Annotated in this window: 14 protein-coding genes; 4 read left to right on the plus strand and 10 right to left on the minus strand. The window is 71.9% G+C overall.

Annotation, left to right across the window (positions count from 1 at the left end; all coding sequences use genetic code 11):
• Window positions 1-36: 36 nt before the first annotated feature.
• Window positions 37-1527, minus strand: a complete 1491-nt coding sequence (locus Afe05nite_RS39640; protein ID WP_239118559.1) for an alkaline phosphatase D family protein — start codon at window positions 1525-1527, stop codon at window positions 37-39.
• 117 nt (window positions 1528-1644) lie between these two features.
• Between Afe05nite_RS39640 and Afe05nite_RS39645 the strand changes: the two genes are divergently transcribed.
• Entirely contained in the window at window positions 1645-2160 is a 516-nt protein-coding gene (locus tag Afe05nite_RS39645; RefSeq protein ID WP_203822484.1) for a DUF6174 domain-containing protein, read from the plus strand.
• Window positions 2161-2170: 10 nt separating this feature from the next.
• Here the strand turns inward: Afe05nite_RS39645 and Afe05nite_RS39650 are convergent, their stop codons facing one another.
• The 3 genes from Afe05nite_RS39650 to Afe05nite_RS39660 all read right to left on the minus strand — a co-directional run bounded on the left by Afe05nite_RS39650 (window position 2171) and on the right by Afe05nite_RS39660 (window position 7679).
• Window positions 2171-3634, minus strand: coding sequence for an aminopeptidase P family protein (locus Afe05nite_RS39650; RefSeq protein ID WP_203822485.1), 1464 nt, complete (start codon window positions 3632-3634; stop codon window positions 2171-2173).
• A gap of 319 nt (window positions 3635-3953) precedes the next feature.
• Entirely contained in the window at window positions 3954-7211 is a 3258-nt protein-coding gene (gene pulA, locus Afe05nite_RS39655; RefSeq protein ID WP_203822486.1) for a pullulanase-type alpha-1,6-glucosidase, read from the minus strand.
• 78 nt (window positions 7212-7289) lie between these two features.
• Window positions 7290-7679, minus strand: coding sequence for a DUF6841 family protein (locus tag Afe05nite_RS39660; protein ID WP_203822487.1), 390 nt, complete (start codon window positions 7677-7679; stop codon window positions 7290-7292).
• A gap of 101 nt (window positions 7680-7780) precedes the next feature.
• Between Afe05nite_RS39660 and Afe05nite_RS39665 the strand changes: the two genes are divergently transcribed.
• Window positions 7781-9574, plus strand: a complete 1794-nt coding sequence (locus Afe05nite_RS39665) for a glycosyltransferase (protein WP_203822488.1) — start codon at window positions 7781-7783, stop codon at window positions 9572-9574.
• A gap of 138 nt (window positions 9575-9712) precedes the next feature.
• Window positions 9713-12484, plus strand: a complete 2772-nt coding sequence (gene acnA / locus Afe05nite_RS39670) for an aconitate hydratase AcnA (protein WP_203822489.1) — start codon at window positions 9713-9715, stop codon at window positions 12482-12484.
• A gap of 113 nt (window positions 12485-12597) precedes the next feature.
• On the opposite strand, the gene Afe05nite_RS39675 is transcribed toward acnA, so the two are convergent.
• From Afe05nite_RS39675 to Afe05nite_RS39690, 4 genes are all read right to left on the minus strand, one after another.
• Window positions 12598-14850, minus strand: coding sequence for an MMPL family transporter (locus Afe05nite_RS39675; RefSeq protein ID WP_203822490.1), 2253 nt, complete (start codon window positions 14848-14850; stop codon window positions 12598-12600).
• Window positions 14847-15605, minus strand: a complete 759-nt coding sequence (locus tag Afe05nite_RS39680; protein WP_203822491.1) for an LmeA family phospholipid-binding protein — start codon at window positions 15603-15605, stop codon at window positions 14847-14849. The genes Afe05nite_RS39675 and Afe05nite_RS39680 overlap by 4 nt, the downstream gene beginning before the upstream one ends.
• An 89-nt stretch (window positions 15606-15694) precedes the next feature.
• A complete protein-coding gene (locus tag Afe05nite_RS39685) occupies window positions 15695-17038 on the minus strand; it encodes a sensor histidine kinase (RefSeq protein ID WP_203822492.1) in 1344 nt (447 codons plus the stop codon).
• The gene (locus Afe05nite_RS39690) at window positions 17035-17718 is read right to left on the minus strand and encodes a response regulator transcription factor (RefSeq protein ID WP_203822493.1); all 684 of its coding nucleotides are present in this window, start codon (window positions 17716-17718) and stop codon (window positions 17035-17037) included. The genes Afe05nite_RS39685 and Afe05nite_RS39690 overlap by 4 nt, the downstream gene beginning before the upstream one ends.
• A 61-nt stretch (window positions 17719-17779) precedes the next feature.
• Between Afe05nite_RS39690 and Afe05nite_RS39695 the strand changes: the two genes are divergently transcribed.
• Window positions 17780-18025: a DUF2630 family protein gene (locus Afe05nite_RS39695; RefSeq protein WP_203822494.1), complete on the plus strand. Its 246-nt coding sequence runs from the start codon at window positions 17780-17782 to the stop codon at window positions 18023-18025.
• Window positions 18026-18076: 51 nt separating this feature from the next.
• Here Afe05nite_RS39695 and Afe05nite_RS39700 read toward each other — a convergent pair whose 3' ends face one another.
• Both Afe05nite_RS39700 and Afe05nite_RS39705 read right to left on the minus strand, forming a co-directional pair.
• On the minus strand, window positions 18077-18982 hold the full coding sequence (locus tag Afe05nite_RS39700) for a serine protein kinase RIO (RefSeq protein ID WP_203822495.1): 906 nt from the start codon (window positions 18980-18982) through the stop codon (window positions 18077-18079).
• 146 nt (window positions 18983-19128) lie between these two features.
• Window positions 19129-19776: an HAD family hydrolase gene (locus Afe05nite_RS39705; RefSeq protein WP_203822496.1), complete on the minus strand. Its 648-nt coding sequence runs from the start codon at window positions 19774-19776 to the stop codon at window positions 19129-19131.
• Window positions 19777-19837 lie beyond the last annotated feature (61 nt).

A 19837-nucleotide genomic window follows, 5' to 3' on the forward strand; every position in this document is an offset into this window, starting at 1 on the left:
GTTCGCCCGAGTGCGGTCGGGGGCCCCTCGGGCGTACTAAATGATTCCGGGTCGGCCGTTCTGGATCTTGAATGAACGCAGGGTACGGACGGGGGCGCCGGGGGTGCTGACCGCGTCGATCGCGCGGAAGTCGGCGGTGATCTCGGCGGGGGTGAGCGTGCTCCGCAGGTAACCGCGGCGGTCGGAGTAGAAGCGCAGGTGCGGGTTCACCGCGCCGGTGGGGATCCGGGTGACCCGGCTGCCGTCGCCGCGCGAGGTGATCGAGGTGCAGACCAGTTCGGTGCCGATGGTGCGCGAGGCCGGATCGGCGTAGTCGGCCTTCAGGTCGTTCGCCCAGGCGGTGTGGACGTCGCCGGTCAGCACGACCGGGTTGCGCACCCGGCGCTCGACCCAGCCGCGCTGCAGGCGGTCGCGGGAGGCGCGGTAGCCGTCCCAGGCGTCCATGTTGGCGACGCCGGCCGCGTTCACCTGCTCGGCGAAGAACACCTGCTGGCCGATCAGGTCCCAGGTCGCGCGGTGCTGAGCCAGGCCGTCGAGCAGCCAGGCCTCCTGGGCCCGGCCGGGCAGGCTGCGGGCCGGCCGGTCGGCGCCGGGGCAGGCCCGGTAGCCGCCGCCGCACGCCTGCGGGTCGCGGAACTGCCGGGTGTCGAGCATGTGGAAGGTGGCCAGCCGGCCCCAGCCGACGCGCCGGTGGAGCCGGGAGCCGGGCCGCAGCGGCAGGTGCTCGCGGTAGGCGCGGTAGGCGGCGTCCCGCCGGATCCTCCACTGGGCGGGGGTCAGCGGCGGGCGGTCGTCGAGGCGGTGGGTGCCGGCGAAGTCGTCCTCGACGTCGTGGTCGTCGGGCACCGCCAGCCAGGGGGCGCAGGCGTGCGCCGCCCGCAGGTCGGGATCCGACTTGTACTGGCCGTACCGGCGCCGGTAGCCGGCCAGGGTGACGATCTCCGGGCCGAGGTGCTCGCGCACGTGGCCGGGCTTTCCGGCCCCCTCGTAGATGTAGTCGCCCAGGTGCAGGATCAGCCCCGGGCGCTCCTCGGCCATCCGGCGGTAGGCGGTGAAGTGACCGGCCTCGAGGTTCGCGCACGAGGCCGCGAGCACGACGAGGTCGCGGGCGCTCGCCCCGGGGGCCGGCGCCGTACGGGTGGAGCCGGTCGGCGAGTGATGTCCCTGAGCGCGGAACCGGTAGTAGTACTCGGCGTCGGGGGCGAGGCCACCGGCGACGGCGTGCACCGTGTGCGCGTCGGCGAAGCGGGCGGTGGAGGTTCCCCGCGCGACCGGCCGGGCGAACGACGGCGTGGCCGACACCTGCCATTCGACCGTGATGTCGGCGGAGGACATGCCACCGTGACCGTCCTCGGCGAGCGGGAACGGTGCCAGCCGGGTCCACAGGACGACGCTGTCCGGGGCGGGCTCACCGGAGGCGACGCCCATCGAGAACGGGTAGGCCGGGCCGCTCGAGCGGGGCCCGGCCGCGGCGCCGAGACCGCTCAGACCGCCCAGACCACCGAGCACGAAGATCCTTCTGTGCACTCAGCCAAGATATCCAGACATAGTTGGATTTACGGGCGAAAACGCAGCTGCCTCGTCCGAGGGAGCATAAGTGAGCTACATTGCGCCGCACGTGGGTTCGCGTCACAGGAGGTCGTCGTGCGGCTGGGTGTGGTTCTGGGGGGAGTCGCCCTCGTGGCGGCAGTCGGCGGATGCTCGGCGCGCGACGACACCCCGACCTGGACCGCCGCGTCACCCACGGCGTCGGCGTCGGCGCCGAGTCCGGTGAACGCCGACAAGGCGCCCGCCTACGCCGAGCCGTTCCAGTACAGCTACACGCTGACCCGCGGTTGCGACGCGAAGGCGCCGCTCGGCCGCTACAACATCGTCGTCAAGTCGGGCGACGTGATCGACTCCAAGCGGCTGGGCGCCTCGGTGCAGGCGTCCCCCAGCGCCCAGGTCGACCTGGGCCCGGCCGCCGGGCAGGACGGCGAGGAGATCGACCCGCCGACCCTGGCCGGCCTGATCACGATGGCCCGGACGGCCGAGGACGACGGCGCGCAGGTGACCGCGACCTACGACGCCAAGAACGGCCGCCCGGTCAAGCTCGAGATCAAGGCGGACGACGAAACCGAGTGCTTCGCCGTCTCCGACTACGACATCTGGCACTCCTGACCCGGCGGCCCTAGCCCGGCAGGCGCGGTCCCGCCGCACGCTGAGCGGCCATCCACTCCTGCACCTCGGCCGACGAGCGGGGCAGCTCGGCCGACAGGTTGCGATAACCGTCGGCGGTGACCAGCACGTCGTCCTCGATGCGCACCCCGACACCGCGCAGTTCGGCCGGCACCAGCTCGTCCTCGGGCTGGAAGTAGAGGCCCGGCTCGACGGTCAGCACGTAGCCCTCGGCCAGGTTGCCGTCGCGGTAGTTCTCGTTACGCGCGTTCGAGCAGTCGTGCACGTCGATGCCGAGCATGTGCCCGAAGCCGTGCAGCGTCCACCGGCGGTAGACCGTGCTGTTCCCGTCCATCGCCTCGTCGACGCTCACCGGCAGCAGGCCCAGGTCGTGCAGCCCTTCGGCCAGTACCCGCATGCAGGTCAGGTGGATGTGCTTGTATTCCACGCCGGGCCGGATCGCGTCCATGCCGGCCTGCTGTGACGCGTGCACGATGTCGTAGACCTGCCGCTGCAACGGCGTGAACGTGCCACTCACCGGAACGGTGCGGGTGACGTCGGCGGTGTAGAGGTTGTGTCCCTCCACCCCCATGTCCATCAGCAGCAGGTCACCCGGCGTGGTCACCCCGGTGTTACGCACCCAGTGCAGGATCGTCGCGTGCGCCCCCGAGCCGACGATCGAGCCGTAGCCGACGTCGTTGCCGTCGTGCCGCGCCCGCAGCCCGAACACGCCCTCGAGCAGCCGCTCCTTGACCCCGCGGTCGGCCGGCAGCACCCGGGTCACGTCCTCGAACCCGCGCACGGTGGCGTCGATCGCCGCCTGCAGCTGGGCGATCTCCCACTCGTCCTTGACGAGTTTCAGCTCCGACAGCGTCCAGGCGAGCTCCCGGTCACGCGGCTTGTCCCGCTCCGGCTCGTAGGCCAGGATCGCCCGGTCGACGTTGGCGTCGAACCCGCGCAGCACCCGCGTGCGCCCCGGCGCCGAGTGCGCGAGCACTCCCCCGAGCTCCCCCAGCGCGGCCGTCTCGAGCCCCAGTTCGGTCGCCTTCTCGCCGAGCGTGTGGGTGCGCCCGATCCACAACTCCCCGTTGCGGCTGCGGAAGAACGCGTCGGTCTCCTTCGAGTTGCGCTGCCGCGTGTAGAGCACCGCGTCGTGTCCCGACCCGGTCGGCCGCAGCACCAGAACGCTGTCCGGATCCCGGTCGCCGGTCAGGTAGAAGAAGTCACTACCGGGCCGAAACGGGTATTCGGTGTCGTTGGCGCGAACCTTCTCGTTCCCGCTGGGAATGATCAGCGTCTCCCCGGGGAACGCCGCCGACAGCGCCGCCCGCCGCTTGGCGAAGTTGGGCGCCTCGGCCAACGGCGCGACACTGAGCTCCTCATCCCGCCATCCATCCCGCATGAACTGCAGAAACGCCTCCGGAAAATCCGGGTCGTGCGACTCGGTCCTGGGCTGAGCCCCGCTCTTCTCGGCCATGGTGCCTCCCACTCCTCTGCTCGCCCCCGACGTTACCGCCCACCCCCGGCCCGGGTCAGATCCCAGCCCTTTCAAGATCACCCGATCCGCGGTATGCCCCCGCGGCCCGCCCGCGCTTGCCAGGCCTCCCGCCGCCCTGGCGCCACGCCGCCGGCCTTACCGGGGCTCGGCGGGCTTCTTCAGGTTCAGCAGCTGGCTGCGGGCCATCACCAGGTCACCCACGGCGAGGCCCGCGGCCACCGGGCGAGGTGCCTTCATCACCACTTTCGAGCAGCAGCCGGGTGCTGCCGGTCACGCCCCAGCGGTCGCCGAGCATCTCCTACAGCCCGGCCACGAAGACGGCCACCGAGCGGGCCGGCACGGTGAGCACGCCGGCGGCGGCACCGGCCGTGCCGAGCACCGGGTCGGCGGACGCGGACTGGTCGGGGTGGGGGGTCAGGTCGACGTCCGCCAGGGCGGGCACGGTCTGGGTGGCCGGCTGTCCGGTGGCGTTGAAGACGGTGACGATCTGGCGCCACCGGGGGTCGAGGCCGGTGCCGTCGAGACACATGACGAGGACGCCGGGGGTCTCGCCGGGGCCGCTCAGCGGGAAGGTCAACCGGCGCTGCACCTCCTCGGCGGTGGGCAGCCCGAAGACCGGCGACGAGCGGCGGACGCGCAGCAGCTCGCGGTAGCGCTCGGCGGTCATCGCGATCAGCTCGGGTGACGGGACCAGGGACGGGTCGCCGAGCAGCGGGCGGGCGAGGTGCCACTTGTCGGCGTTGTCGTCGGCCGGCGGCAGGCCGACGCCGAAACCGTTGCCGTGCTCGGGGTTCCAGCGGATCTGGTTGAACCAGTCGCCGGAGTTGAACGAGTTGCGGTCGAGCGACTTGGACCGCAGCCGTTCGCTGCCGAGCGCGATGAAGCCGATGCCCTGGCTCAGGACGATCAGGGACAGGGCGAGGATCTGCATGCGGGCGCGGTCGGCCGGCGCCGTGTCGCGGGGCAGTTTGAACGCGAGGGCGTCGTAGAGGATCTCGTTGTCGTGGGCGTCGACGTAGTTGATCGTCTCGCCCGGGGTCAGGGCGTAACCGCTGGCCGAGCCGTTGTAGTCGATCTGGGCGCCGCTCTGCTCGGCCCCGGTGTGGGTGATGAACCGATAGGTGGACAGGCCGCCGGACAGCCCGACCTTGAGACGGTCGTGCAGCCAGAGCGGGGTGTTGCCGCCCAGCCCGCTGGCGAAGCCCTGCTCGGTCGGGTCGCCGAAGGAGCCGCCACCCCGGATGGCGTCGCGCAACCGGTCGTTGAACGTGCCGACGCCGGTGCCGGCCATGTTGACCTGGGTGGCCTGGGCGAACCGGGCGTCGTACGCGACCTCGCCGAAGTTCCAGCCCTCGCCGTAGAGGTAGACGTCCTTGCCGCCGGGCAGCCGGTCGAGCGCACCGCGTACGTCCAGGATGTTGGCTCTGGGGTGATGACCCATCAGGTCGAAGCGGAAACCGTCCACTCTGTACTCGCGGGCCCACGTGACGATCGAGTCGACGACGAGCCGGCCCATCATCATGTGCTCGGGGGCGGTGTTGGGGCAGCAGGTGGACTCGGCGGTGGAGCCGTCGGCCAGGGCGCGGTGGTAGTAGCCCGGCACCACCCGGTCGAGGACGCTGAGCTGGTGCAGCCCGTCCTCGAAGGTGTGGTTGTAGACCACGTCCATGATCACGCGCAGGCCGGCGCGGTTGAGCGCGGCCACCATCTCGCGGAACTCGACGATGCGGGCCGGGCCGGCCGGGTCGGTGCTGAAGCTGCCCTCCGGGGTCGTGTAGTGCCAGGGGTCGTAACCCCAGTTCCACCCGTCGGTCTCGGCCACCGCCATGACGGCCTTCTGCTGTTCCTCGGAGTCGGGCGGGAACGACGCCAGGTCGCAGGCGGGCAGTCGCTGGTCGGCGCGCCGGTCGGGCACGGTGGCGAAGTCGAACGCGGGCAGCAGGTGCAGGTGGGTGAGGCCGGCGTCGGCGAGCGAGCGAAGGTGCCGCATGCCGGTGCCGCCGGGGTTGGTGAACGCGGCGTAGGTGCCGCGCTCGGCGGCCGGCAGCGAGTCGTCGAGGATCGAGAACTCGCGGATCGACACCTCGGCGATCTGCATGCGGGCCGGCGCGACGGCCGCCGGTTTCGTCAGGGTGTCCCAGCCGGGCGGGGCGAGCTCGGGGTCGGCCAGGTCGACGAGCAGGCTGTGCGTCGAGTCGGTGGCCAGGCCGATCGAATAGGGATCGGTGACGCTGGTGGTCACGATCCGCTGGGCGGCCGGGTGCCACACCTCGACGCGGTAGCGGTAGTAACGCCCGAGCCATTTGCGCTTACCGGCGATCGTCCAGACGCCGGTGGCCCCGTCCCGGTCCATCGGCAGCACCTTGGGCTCGTCGCCGGGCTCGCGGAACAGTTCCAGCTCGACCGTGCGGGCGGTGGGCGCCCACACCGACAGCTGCGGCCGGTCGTCGGTCATCACGATGCCGAGCTCGGCCTCGGCCGCCTCGGGGTAGAGGTCGTCGAGCACGCCCGGCAGCTGCACCCCGGTGATCGTGGCGACCCGGCCCTCGGCGTCGCGCCCGACCACGAGCAGCTGACCGCGCAGCAGATAGCCGAGGGCGGAGTCGCCGAGCTCCCGCACCGAGAACGCGCGGTAGGCCCGCAGGTGCGGGAACCGGCGGCTCTGCGCCTGGAAGAGACCGCCGGGACGTGGCGTGAGCGGCAGCGTGGTGAATTCGCCGGCCAGCTCGTCACCGTCCCGCCGGATCGTCCCGTCGGCCGACGCGACCAGGGTGAACGCGTCGGCCCGGTCGGTGCCGGACGCGGGCAGCGCGATGGTCGTGCGGTCGAGGAAGACGGCCAGCTGGCGGGCCGGGTCGAGCTCGGGGCCGAGACTGCCCAGGTCGGGCCGCACCGGCGCGGTGACGCCGGCGAGCATCCACACCTCGCGGCTGACGGTGAGGTCGAGGCGCTGGTCGTCGGCGAGGTCCTTGCTGTCGCCCCGGTGCAGCACGAAACGCAGGCCGACCGCGCCGGGCCGGACCGGCACCCGGAAGACGGCGCCGAACGAGTCGTAGCCGGCCGGGCTGACCGGCCGGTCCCAGCGCGGTTTGCGGGGCGTGCCCTCCCAGGCGTGCAGGCCCCAGCCCGCGTAGTCGCCGGCCGGCCGGCGGTAGTGGATCACCACCTCGCCGTCGGGCACCGGGTGGGGCACCGGGGTGGGCGGTGCCGTGTAGACGGCCGGATCGCCGGGCCGCAGCCAGATCTCCGGGGTGCTCGACGGGTCGACGTGGCGGTCCTCGTCGACGTCCTTCCCGCCGGCGTGGTCGACGAGCAGGAACCCGACGTCGCGGGCGTCGTCGGCGAGCCGCACCCAGGCGAACCGGCCGTAGACGTCCTCGCCCGCGAACGCGGCACCGCCCGGATAACCGGTGGCCGCCGCCGGTGCGACGTCGCCCCACGTGTGCAGCCACCACGCGCCGTATTCACCGTCGGGGCGGGTGTAATGCACGACCAGCCACCGGGGGCGGCTGCGGCCGGTGGCGGGCGCGTCGGGGGCGATCTCGATCGTCGTCACCGAGCAATACTCGCATCGGGGTACGACGTTTTCAGCAAGCTTGATCCGCCACGGTGGTGGGTCGTCCGGGAACCGGGCTCAACGCGTCGCGATCACCGTGGTGATCCGCGGCCCGTTCTCGTCCGAGCGAAGCAGATAGTGGAAATGTCCGCCGGAGAGCGCGTTGCCGCTGCTGTCCAGATATTCCCAGGCGACCGCCACCAGGGTCAGCGAGTCGGACAGCTGCTGCACGTCCAGCATCTGGGCGTGCGCGGCCACGATCTGCTGCTCCCGGTAGGCCGGGGAGGCGCCGAGGAAGGAGAGGGCGACGGCGGCGGGCGAGGTGAACGTGAAGCTGTACGAGTCGGCGACAACCATGCCCGGCAGCGCGTAGCAGCCGGCCACCGCGGCGACATCACCGGTCGTCAGAGCCACACCGTAGCGATCGAAGAAGTCGGTCAGGGCGGTCCGGTCGGTAGGGGCCTTCACGAGTCCGCGTGTGCCCTTTCCGACACCGGGGTAAACGCGAGGTGCACGGAGCGGCTAACGTGGCGAACCCCACCGGTCCCGGAAAGGTCCCGCGATAAGGCATGAAGGTGCTTTTCCTCATCAACGATGCCTTCGGCATCGGCGGAACCATCAAGACCAGCTTCAATCTGGGTGCCGCACTCGCGGCGCGGGGCCACGAGATCGAGGTCCTGAGCACCGTACGCCGGCGGGACGTGCCGCAGCTCCCGGTCGATCCGGCGATCCGGCTGATGTCACTCGTCGACATCCGCAAGGACCACCCGGACCACGTCGCCGACGCGCCCGGCCGAGGCAAACCGGGCCGCGTCTATCCCCGCGCCGACTTCAAGGCGGCCGACTACGACCGGCACGTCGAGCGGCTGCACCGGGAGCACCTGCGGTCCACCGACGCGGACGTGGTCATCGCGACGAGGCCGGGCCTGATCGCGTACGCGGCCAAGTTCGCCCCCAAGCACCTGGTGCGCATCGGTCAGGAGCACCTGACCCGGGACCAGCACCGCCAGGCTCTGCGCGATCGGATGCCGCGCTACCTGCGCAAGCTCGACGCGTTCGTGACGGTGTCCCAGCGCGACGCCGACGACTACGCCGCGCACCTGCGACTACGCCGGACGAGGCTGCTGTTCGTCCCGAACGGCATCCCCGCGCCCACCGTGCCGCCGTCGCACGGGCGGGCGAAGCTCGTCGTCGCGGCCGGCCGCCTCGTCCCGAGCAAGCGCTACGACGTGCTGGTCCGCGCGTTCGCCAAGGTGGTGGCCGAGCGGCCGGACTGGCAGCTGCGGATCTACGGGGACGGGCGGGAGATGCCGGCGCTGCGGGCCCTGGTGCTCGAACTGGGCCTGCACAACCACGTGCGGATGATGGGCAACTACGCGCCGATCGAGACGGAGTGGGCGAAGGGGTCGATCGCCGCGGTCTCGGCCGACCGGGAGCCGTTCGGGATGACGCTCGTCGAGGCGATGCGCTGCGGGGTGCCGGTGGTGAGCACCGACGCGCCGTACGGACCCGGCGAGATCCTGCGGCACGGTGCGGACGGCCTGCTCACGCCGGTCGGGGACCCGGACGCGATGGGCGCGGCCCTGCTCCAGGTGATCAACGACGACGAGCTGCGGCGCTCGATGGCGGCGGCGGCGCTCGCCAATTCCGCCCGGTACGACCCCGCGCCGATCGCCGAACAGTACGAGCGCCTGTTCCTCGAGCTCGCGGCGGGCAAACGGCCGCCGCGCCGGCCCCGGACGCCGGTCGCGACGCTGGGCCCCGCTCCGTCGGTCGGCGAACCCACGCTGGACTGGGACGGGGTGGGCCCACTGCCGGCCGGCACCACGATAAGTTTCGACAAATCGGGCGTCGGTCGCGTTCTGGCCGCGGACGGCACGGCTCCGCTCGCCGGCGTCCGCGACACCCGTGGGCTGCTGGACGGCCCGCTCGGGCAGCGCATCCAGCTCCCGTTCCGGGCCGCCGACGGCACCCTCGGCGTACGCGTCTGGGACCAGCCGGTCTACGCCGAGGTCGGGGACGTCTCGGCCGACACCGACGGCATCCATCTGACCGGCCGCCTCTTCGGCGCGATGTTCGACTCCGCCACGTTGCGCGCGCACCGGGGTGACGAGTCGCGGGAGCTGACGGTGACGACCGACGGCCCCGAGTTCCAGGCGTCGATCCCGGCGTTGCCGGCCGGCACGTGGGCTCTCCGGCTGTGCCATGCGGCCGGCGCGACCCCCGTGACCCTGGGAAGATTTCGGGACGACATCGTCGACAAGCGCACCGCGTTCGTCCTGCCGGCGGCCGTGGTGGGTGGGGTGCGACTCCAGCCGACCTATACGGAGAGCAACGAGTTCGTCATCCGGGCGACAGCGTGACCCCGCCTTGCGCAGTCTTACAAGACGGACGTACGGTTTACCGGAAACGTGAACTGAGAGTTAGGTTCGCCTAACTCCCAGCGTGCCGGGACCGGTGCGGAAAACTTGACCTCACAGTCGCTGGGTGAAGGAGATGACGTGGCCAGCCTCGACACCTTTGGTGCGAAGAGCGAGCTGCGCGTCGGAGACGCGAGCTACGAGATTTTCACGATCGACAAGGTCGAGGGGCACGATCGGCTGCCCTACTCCTTGAAGATCCTTCTGGAGAACCTGCTGCGGACCGAGGACGGCGCGAACATCACCGCCGACCACATCCGCGCCCTCGGCGGCTGGGACCAGACCGCCGACCCCAGCGTCGAGATCCAGTTCACCCCGGCGCGGGTGCTGATGCAGGACTTCACCGGCGTGCCGTGCGTGGTCGACCTGGCCACCATGCGCGAGGCCGTCAAGGAGCTGGGCGGTGACCCCACCAAGGTCAACCCGCTCGCCCCGGCCGAGCTGGTCATCGACCACTCGGTGATCGCCGACCTGTTCGGCCGCGAGGACGCGTTCCAGCGCAACGTGGAGCTGGAGTACCAGCGCAACCGCGAGCGCTACCAGTTCCTGCGCTGGGGCCAGACGGCGTTCAACGAGTTCAAGGTCGTCCCGCCCGGCACCGGCATCGTGCACCAGGTCAACATCGAATACCTGGCCCGCACGATCATGGAGCGCAACGGGCAGGCCTACCCCGACACCGTGGTCGGCACCGACTCGCACACCACGATGGTCAACGGCCTGGGCGTGCTGGGCTGGGGCGTCGGCGGCATCGAGGCCGAGGCGGCCATGCTGGGCCAGCCGGTCAGCATGCTGATCCCGCGGGTCGTCGGCTTCAAGCTCTCCGGTGAGGCGCCGGCCGGCACCACCGCCACCGACCTCGTGCTCACCATCACCGAGATGCTGCGCAAGCACGGTGTGGTCAGCAAGTTCGTCGAGTTCTACGGCCCCGGCGTGAGCGCCGTCCCGCTGGCCAACCGGGCCACCATCGGCAACATGTCGCCGGAGTACGGCTCGACCGTCGCGATCTTCCCGATCGACGAGCAGACCATCGACTACCTCAAGCTGACCGGTCGCACCGAGCAGCAGGTGGCCCTGGTCGAGGCGTACGCGAAGCGGCAGGGCCTCTGGCTCGACCCCGCCGCCGAGCCGGACTACTCGGAGCGGCTCGAGCTCGACCTGTCGACGATCGTCCCGTCGCTGGCCGGCCCGAAGCGCCCGCAGGACCGGGTGCTGCTCAGCGAGGCCAAGCCGGCGTTCCGCGAGGCCCTGGGCAACTACGTGCCGGCCGAGGGGGCCGCCGACGAGGCCAGCGAGGAATCGTTCCCGGCCAGCGACCCGCCCGCGAACCACCAGGACACCGAGGCCGACAAGCCGTACGCCTTCAGCGCCGCGCACAACAGCACCGGCCGCCCGTCGAAGCCGACCCGGGTCAAGGGCGAGGACGGCGTGGAATACGAGCTGGACCACGGCGCGGTCGTCATCGCCGCCATCACGTCCTGCACCAACACGTCCAACCCGCAGGTCATGATCGGTGCCGCGCTGCTGGCCAAGAAGGCCGTCGAGCGTGGCCTGACCCGCAAGCCGTGGGTCAAGACCACCCTGGCCCCGGGCTCGAAGGTCGTCTCGGACTACTACAACCGGGCCGGCCTGACGCCCTATCTCGACAAGATCGGGTTCAACCTGGTCGGTTACGGCTGCACCACCTGCATCGGCAACTCGGGCCCGCTGCCCGAGGAGGTCTCGGCCGCCGTCAACGAGGCCGACCTGACCGCGGTCAGCGTGCTGAGCGGCAACCGCAACTTCGAGGGCCGGATCAACCCGGACGTCAAGATGAACTACCTGGCGTCCCCGCCCCTGGTCGTGGCGTACGCACTGGCCGGCTCGATGGACATCGACATCACCACCGAGCCGCTCGGCACCGGGTCGGACGGCAAGCCGGTCTTCCTGGCCGACATCTGGCCGACCAACCAGGAGATCGACGAGACCATCGCGCAGGCCATCGGCGCCGACGGCTTCAGCGCGGCGTACCAGGACGTCTTCGCCGGCGACGAGCAGTGGCAGTCGCTGCCGACCCCGACCGGGGACACCTTCGCCTGGGCCGGTGACTCGACCTACGTGCGCAAGCCTCCGTACTTCGAGGGCATGGCCGCCGAGCCCACGGCGGTCCGGGACATCTCCGGCGCCCGGGTGCTCGCCAAGCTGGGTGACTCGGTGACCACCGACCACATCTCGCCGGCCAGCTCGATCAAGGCCGACTCCCCCGCCGGTAAGTACCTGGCCGAGCACGGTGTCCCGCGGCACGAGTTCAACAGCTACGGCTCGCGGCGCGGCAACCACGAGGTCATGATCCGCGGCACGTTCGCCAACATCCGGCTGCGCAACCAGCTGGTGCCGGGCGTCGAGGGCGGGTTCACGGTCAACCACCTGACCGGCGACCGGAGCACCATCTACGACGCCTCGGTGGCCTACCAGGAGGCGGGCGTCCCGCTGGTCATCCTGGCCGGCAAGGAGTACGGCTCGGGCTCGTCGCGCGACTGGGCGGCCAAGGGCACGATGCTGCTGGGCGTCCGCGCGGTCATCGCCGAGAGCTACGAGCGCATCCACCGCTCCAACCTCATCGGCATGGGCGTGCTGCCGTTGCAGTTCCCGCCGAAGACCAGCGCCGAGTCGCTGGGGCTGACCGGCACGGAGACCTTCACCATCACCGGCGTCACGGCGCTGAACGACGGCCAGATCCCGGGCACGGTGACGGTCCGCACCGACACCGGCGTCGAGTTCGAGGCCGACGTGCGCATCGACACCCCCGGCGAGGCGGACTACTACCGGCACGGCGGCATCCTCCAGTACGTCCTGCGCAAGATGCTCAACAGCTGACAGCTGACAGCCGCACCGATGCGCCCCGCCCCCACCTCGGAGGCGGGGCGCATCGCGTCATGCCGGCGGAGCGTCGGGCCGGCGGGCAGCTGGCGCGTCGGGCCGGCGGGTCGCTAGCGGGACGCCGGCCCGGTGGTCTCCAGCTCCGGCGATCTCGGTGCGGCGGCGCTGCGGCGGCGCGGACTCCACCAGTTCGCCCGCCCCAGCAGGGCCATCGTGGCGGGGACCAGCAGACCGCGGATCACGGTGGCGTCCACGGCGATCGCCACCGCCAGACCCAGGCCGATCATCTTCACGACCGGCGTGGAGCTGAGCACGAAGCTGGCGAAGACGCACACCATGATCAGGGCCGCCGAGGTGATCACGACGCCGGTGCCGGCCAGGCCGTCGCGCACCGCACGGACGTTGTCGCCGGTGCGCACCCAGGACTCGCGCACGGCGGTCAGCAGGAACACCTCGTAGTCCATCGACAGGCCGGAGAGCAGGGCGAACAGCATCATCGGCACGTAGGCCTCGATCGGCACCGGACCGTCGAGACCGGTCCAGGTGACACCCCATCCCCACTGGAACACCGCGGTCAGCACTCCGTAGGCGGCTCCGACCGACAGCAGGTTCATCAGGGCGGCCTTCGCCGCCACCACCGGCGCCCGGAACGCGGCGAACACCAGCAGGGCGCTGAGCAGGACCACGAGCCCGATGACGAACGGCATCCGCGCACCCACCCGATCCGCCAGCTCGCCCCGGATCGCGGTCTGCCCGGTGACCGAGACGGCAACGCCGCCGACCCGCAGGTCGTCGAGCCGATCCACGGTCGTCCGGGTGGCCGGGTCGCTGGGCGCGGTGGTCGGCACGGCCTTGATCGAGGCCACCGTCCCGTCCGCCGACAACCGCACGGGCTGCACCGACGCGATCCCGGCGGTGCCGCCCACCGCCGCCGAGAGCTGAGCGAGCCGGGCATCGGCCGGGGACGACGCCGGGCTGTCGAGCGCGGCGACGACCGTGAGCGGTCCGTTGACCCCGGCCCCGAAGGCCGCCGCCATCGCGTCGTAACCCGCCCGGGTGTCGGTGCCCGCCGGGTCGTCGCCCGCGTCGGTCTGCCCCAGCGTCATCGCGGTCACCGGCGCGGCCAGGGCGAGCAGCAGGACCGCACTGGTCACGGCATAACGCCAGGGCCGCCGGGTGACCCGGTCGGCCAGCCGCCCCCAGAGCGACGCCCGGTCCCGCACCGGTGGCGCCGTGACGCGCCCGCCGAGCAGCATCAGCATCGCGGGCAGGAGGGTGGTCGCGGAGGCCACCGCGACCAGCACGACCAGACCGGCGGTCCAGCCGAGCGTGGCCAGGATCGGCACCCCCGCGACCGCCAGCCCGCCGAGGGCCACGATCACGGTCCCCCCGGCGAAGGCGACCGCACTGCCGGACGAGGCCACCGTCTCCACCACCGCCGCCCGCCGCCGCGCGACCGGGATCACCTGGGTGCCACCACGGCGCGAGCCGCCTCGCCGCCACGCCCGCCGAGAACCGGGTGCGGACCCGACTTGCGCTGCGGGAGAGGCTGGGGCTGCCGGGCCGGCTGGGGCTGCGGGAGAGGCTAAGGCTGCCGGCGCGGAGGCGGGCAGGAGTGCGCGGTAGCGGGTCATCAGGAAGAGGGCGTAGTCGATGCCGACGCCCAGGCCGATCATCGTGCCGAGCGTCGTGGCCACCGACGGGATGCCGGTCAGGTGGCCGGCCAGGCCGATGATCCCGACTCCGCAGACCAGGGTGACGACCGCGGTCAGCAGGGGCAGGGTGGCGGCGAGCAGGCCGCCGAACGCGATCACCAGGACCACGAGCGCCACCACGATGCCGAGGGCCTCGCTGAGTCTCGTGTCGCTCCGGGGGCGGGCCAGCGCACCGGCCGGGAGCGTCTCGACGCCGTCGGTGGCGGCGGCCGCCAGCACGTCGTCGATCAGTTCCGGCGTCACGTCGCGCGGCCCCAGATCGAACTGCACGTCCACGTAGCCGGTGCGACGATCGGCGCTGAGCACCGGTTTCTGCACGCCGGACACGTGCCCGACGGCCGCGACCCGCTGCGCCGCGGCGGCGACCGACGCGGTGTCGAGCGCCGTGCCCGGCGAGCGGAACAGCACCTGGCCGGTGGCGTCCTGGGCGCCGGCGAAGTGCGACTCGAGCAGGTCGCGTCCATGCTGCGAGGTCGCCCCCGGCAGTGCCGCGTTCTCGTCGGTGGCCCGCCCGAACGCCAGCACCAGCGCGCCGACGCCGACGGCCACCAGCAGCCAGACGGTCACGGTCAGCCAGGGCCGCCGGGTGCTGAGCCGGCCGACCCGGCCCATCACCGAGTGCAGGGGGCCGTCCTCGATCGTGCTCACCGCACACCTCCGCAGGTCTCGTTCTTGGTCTTGGCAGTGGCGTCGAGGTGCAGGTCGGAGCCGCCGGCCACCACCCGCAGGCCGTCGCGGCCGGGCGTCACCGATCGGTAGGCGAGGCCGGCCGGCAGGGCGGGCAGGTCGATGTCGCGCTCCTGGGACGCCGCCGCGGGCAGCCGGTCGGCCGGCACCCGCAGCCCCAACGAGGCGAGCTCGACCTCGGCGGGCTTGACGGCGAGCCGGCTGCCGGCGAGCGTCACATCGGCGTAGACCGTGGCGGCCAGCTCGAGTCCGCGCAGCGCGAGGTCGGCCCGCAGGACGAGCCGCCCGGCATCGTCGGCGCCGACGATCCGGGCGGTGCCGGCACCGCTACCGACACCGGTGGCACCGGCGCCACCGGTGTCGGTAGCGCCCGAGAGGCCGGTGAGGGCGGCGTAGGGAACCGTGGCGTCCACGGTCACCGAGCCGGCCGAGACGCCGTTGCCGGCCATCGTGACCCGCTCGGCCTCGGCCTCGACCCGGCCGATCGTGACCTTGGGCAGGGCCACGTCGTCGGCCTGCACCCGGATCTCGCCGAACGAGCGGCTCGCCAGCTGGGTGAGCGCCGGGAAGCCGCCGAGCGAGACGTCGGGTGCGGCCCGCAGATCGGCGGCACACCGCAGGCGGGCGGCCACCCGATGCTCGATCACGGTGGCGGCAGCCCGATCAGCTGCCACCGGCACCATCAATGCGGCCACCACCCCGATTGCGATGAGCACAGGTCTTCTTCGTCTGATGCGGTCGATGAGCACGGGATCGATGAAACCGGGCGAAGATGCCGGGGCGGTGCGAGGAAGATGAGAGTTGGTCAAGAACCGCGCGGGACGGTGAACCACACGGTCGCGCCGTCGATCCCGGCCGCCCCGCCGTGCGAGCGCACCACCTCCGCGACGATCGCCAGCCCGAGGCCGGCTCCCCCGCCGGCCGAGCGCGCCGGATCAGCCCGCCAGAACCGGTCGAACGCGTGCCGGGCGGCCTCGGCGTCCATCCCCGGCCCGTCGTCGGCGACCTCGACGCGGACGAACCCGGCAGAGGCCTCCGGGACGATCCGGACCGCGGCGGCGGTGCCGGGTGGCGTGTGCGCCCGTACGTTGGCCAGGAGATTGGCCAGCACCTGGCGCAACGAATCCTCGTCGCCGGTGACCACGCACTCGCCCGGGGTCTCGGCCCGCAGGGGCCGGCCGGGCTCGACCACCGACGCGTCCGCCACCGCGTCCCGGACCAGCCAGGCGATGTCGACCGGCACCCGGCGAAGCGGCGGCGAGGCATCCAGCCGGGCCAGGCTGAGCAGCGAGTTGACGAGCGACCCCATCCGGCGGGACTCCTCCTCGAGCCGGCGCACCACGTCGGGGCGGGCTCGCGGGTCGACCACACCGGTGCGGATGAGCTGCAGATATCCCTGGATCGAGGTGACCGGCGTGCGCAGTTCGTGGGACGCGTCGGCGACGAACTCCCGCATCCGCGCCTCGGAGCGCTCGCGGTCGGCGAGGGCCGCCTGGATGCGCGACAGCATCCCGTTGATCGCCGCGGTGAGCCGGCCGACCTCGGTGCGCGAGTCGGCGACGCCCGGGACGCGCCGGTCGAGCCGGCCGTCGGCGAGATCGGTCGCGGCGGCCGCGATCGCGTCGAGCGGCCGCAACCGGCGGGCGATCAGGATCCGGGCGCAGAGCACCAGCAGGACGAGTACGACGAGGGAGGTCACCCCGGCCACGCCGAGCAGCAGTCGCACCGTGTCGTGCAGCGGCTGGAGGGAGAGTGCGACGAGCACCGTGTAGTCACCGTCGTGGGTGACCACCGCCCGGTAGCCGGCGATGCTCTGCGGTCTGCCGGTGGCCGGCGAGGCCTGGTCGAGCAGGGGTCGCGCGGGCAGCGGTGCGCCGGAGACGACCCGGATCGTGCCGGTCCGGGTGCGGATCTCGACGACGTAGTCGGTGACCGAGACCACCTGCCGGATCGCCGCCCCGCGCAGCTCGGGATCGCCGGCCAGCAGCTCGGTGCGGGACCGGGCGAGCGCGGCGGCCGCGGCCAGCTGCTCGTCGGTGCGGCTCAGAAGATAGTGCCGCATGCCGAGTACGGCGGTGGCGGTGACGATCAGCAGCGCCGCCGCCGTCAGCCCGGCCACCAGGAGCAGCACCGAACGCCGCAGCGTCACGGTCCCGACCCGGCCCGCAGCGCGTAGCCGAAGCCGCGGTGGGTGACCAGCAGCGGCGGCCCGAGCCGGTCGAGTTTGCGGCGCAGGTAACCGACGTAGGTGTCGACCACGTTGGAACCGGCCTCCACGTCGTATTCCCAGACGGCGCTGAGGATCTGCGGCCGGGACAGCACCCGCCCGGGGTTCTGCAGGAAGTAGCGCAGCAGCCGGAGCTCGGTCGGGGACAGCCGCAGCGGCTCGCCGGCCCGCTCCACCTGCAGGGTGTCGGGGTCGAGCCACAGGTCGGCGTAGCGCAGCACCCGGTCCTCGGTGGGGACCGCGCCGGTGCGGCGCAGCACCGCCCGGACCCGGGCGAGCAGCAGCTCGACGTCGAACGGCTTGGTGATCCAGTCGTCGCCGCCGTAGGTCAGCCCGTCGATGATCTCGTCGCGGTCGTCGCGGGCGGTCAGGAAGATCACCGCCGGGCCGCGCAGCTGCCGGCACACGTCGCGGCCGTCGCCGTCGGGCAGCATGACATCGAGCAGCACCAGGTCGGGTTGCTGCACGGCGGCCTGCTCGAGGGCCGCGGCGGCGGTGCCGGCGGTGTCGACCACGAAGCCGTGGAAGCGCAGCACGGTGGCGAGCATGTCGACGATGTTGGGCTGATCGTCGACGACGAGGATGCGGGTCATCGCGCTCATCTCAACACGCCTGGATGAGAGTCGGATGAGAGTCCGGGCGCGCAGTGAATAGGCTTCGGGAATGGATGACAAAACTGTGCTGGGCCGGATCCACGGCCTGGTCGATGAGGAGCACGCGCTGCGTCAGCAGCTGGGCCGCGGGGAGATCTCCTCGGACGAGGAGCACGCGCGCCTCAAGGAGCTCGAAGAAGCGCTGGACCAGTGCTGGGACCTGCTGCGCCGGCGCCGGGCCGCCCGTGAGGTGGGCAACGACCCGAACGCCGAGCAGGCCCACAGCGTCAACGAGGTCGAGGGATACATCCAGTGATCCGCCCCGGTCGCGGCCGCCTCGTCCGGGGCGGCCGCGGTCCGGGCCGTCTCACTTGAGCCCCGCTTCGTAAAGCAGGCGCTCGAGCAGCTCGTCGGCGTCCACCCGCAGACCGCGCTGGGTGAACCAGCCGGCCACGTTGCGCACGTCGCGGGCGATGAAGTCGGCGCCGTGCGGGTTGCCGACGACGTCGACGATCTGCGGCAGGTCGATCAGGATGAGCTTGCCGTCGCGAACCAGGGTGTTGTAGGGCGACAGGTCACCGTGCGCCAGCTGGGCGCGGGCCAGCACGCTGAGCGCGTCGGTCATCTGCCGCCACAGGTCGGCCAGGCCGTCGTGGTCGGTGCGCACCTGGGCGAGCCGGGGTGCGGCCTCGCCGGTCGCCCAGTCGCCGATGAACTCGAGCATCAGCTCGGTGCCGATCAGCTGCACCGGGTACGGCACCCGGACCAGCCCGCTCGCCTGCCCGATCTCCCACAGCCGGCTGAGTGCGCCGAACTCGGCCACCGCCCACTGCCCGGCGATCATCTCCTTGCCGAACGAGGAGCGGTTGGCCATCGCCCGGTTCTCCCGCGACCGGCGGACCCGGCGGCCCTCGAGATAGCCGGCGTCGCGGTGGAACAGCCGGTGGTCGCCGTCGCGGTAGCGCTTGGCGGCCAGCATGCTGACCTTGGTGGTGCCGGGAACGTGCCGCCGGACCAGGAAGACGTCGGCTTCCTTACCGGTCTTGAGCATGCCGAGCTCGTCGTCGACCGCGGCGTGCTCGGTGCGGACCCAGTCGGGGCGGGGCTGCGGCCCGTGCAGGGCGCCGTCCCAGCTGGACCAGTTGTCGCCGGTCTCCGGCAGATCGGGTTCCTCGGCGAGCCTCGGCTCGAGCCGGCCCCGCTTCAGAAAATTGGTGTCGTCGTCGTCGAACTTGCGCCGGCCACGGCGCATGGTGCTTTCGTGCTCTCGCACTGGAGGATCTCCTCAGAGATGAAGAAGGAAGTTTTCTGACGCTGGGCAGCAGGAATCACAAAGACAGCCACAGGTCACACCCCCTTCTCCTCCGGTACGTGCAGGTCAGGCGAGCTTGCCCGACCCGGGGAACCCGCGCAACCGGTTTATTGCGCGGCCATGATCGCCGACAGGCCCTGGATCACGTTGCCCACCACCCGCGTCGGCGCGAAGCGGTTGTCCATCCAGTCGCGCCCGCGGTGCAGCCACACGCTGGGCAGTCCCATCGCGGCGGCGCCGCCGATGTCGGACTCGGGGCTGTCGCCCACCACCCACGCGCCGCCCAGCCGCATGCGCACCCGCTGGGCGGCCAGGGCGAAGATCCGCGGGTTGGGCTTGCTCACCCCGGCCTGCTCGGAAATCACCCAGTCGGCGACGTAGCGGTCGAGACCGGTGCGCCGGATCCGGCTGTCCTGCCGGTCGGTCTGGCCGTTGGTGACCACCACCGGCACCAGCCCGGCGTCGGCCGCGATCTGCAGTGCGCACCCGACCATCGGGTCGAGGCGTTCGAACGCGAGCGGCCCCTCGTGCAGTTCCTCGAGGAGCTCGATCGAGGGAACGTTGAGGTGATATCGGTCGCGGATCAGATCGGCGAGGTCCCACCGTGGGGTGAGCCCGTCGGCATCCACCGACAGTAACCAATCCAGATCGTCCTGTGGCGCCCCGATCTCGTCCAGGAAGCCTTTGCCCCACAGCCTGAACGCCCCGCTGCGGTCCAGCAGGGTGTCGTCGAGGGCGATCAGGACGAGAGGCACCCGCGCACTTTACGTGAGCGAGGACGGAAGCGAACAGACCAGGACTGTTAACAACCTCCGT

It is taken from the genome of Paractinoplanes ferrugineus, from assembly GCF_016862195.1.
In the GTDB taxonomy this organism is placed as follows: domain Bacteria; phylum Actinomycetota; class Actinomycetes; order Mycobacteriales; family Micromonosporaceae; genus Actinoplanes; species Actinoplanes ferrugineus.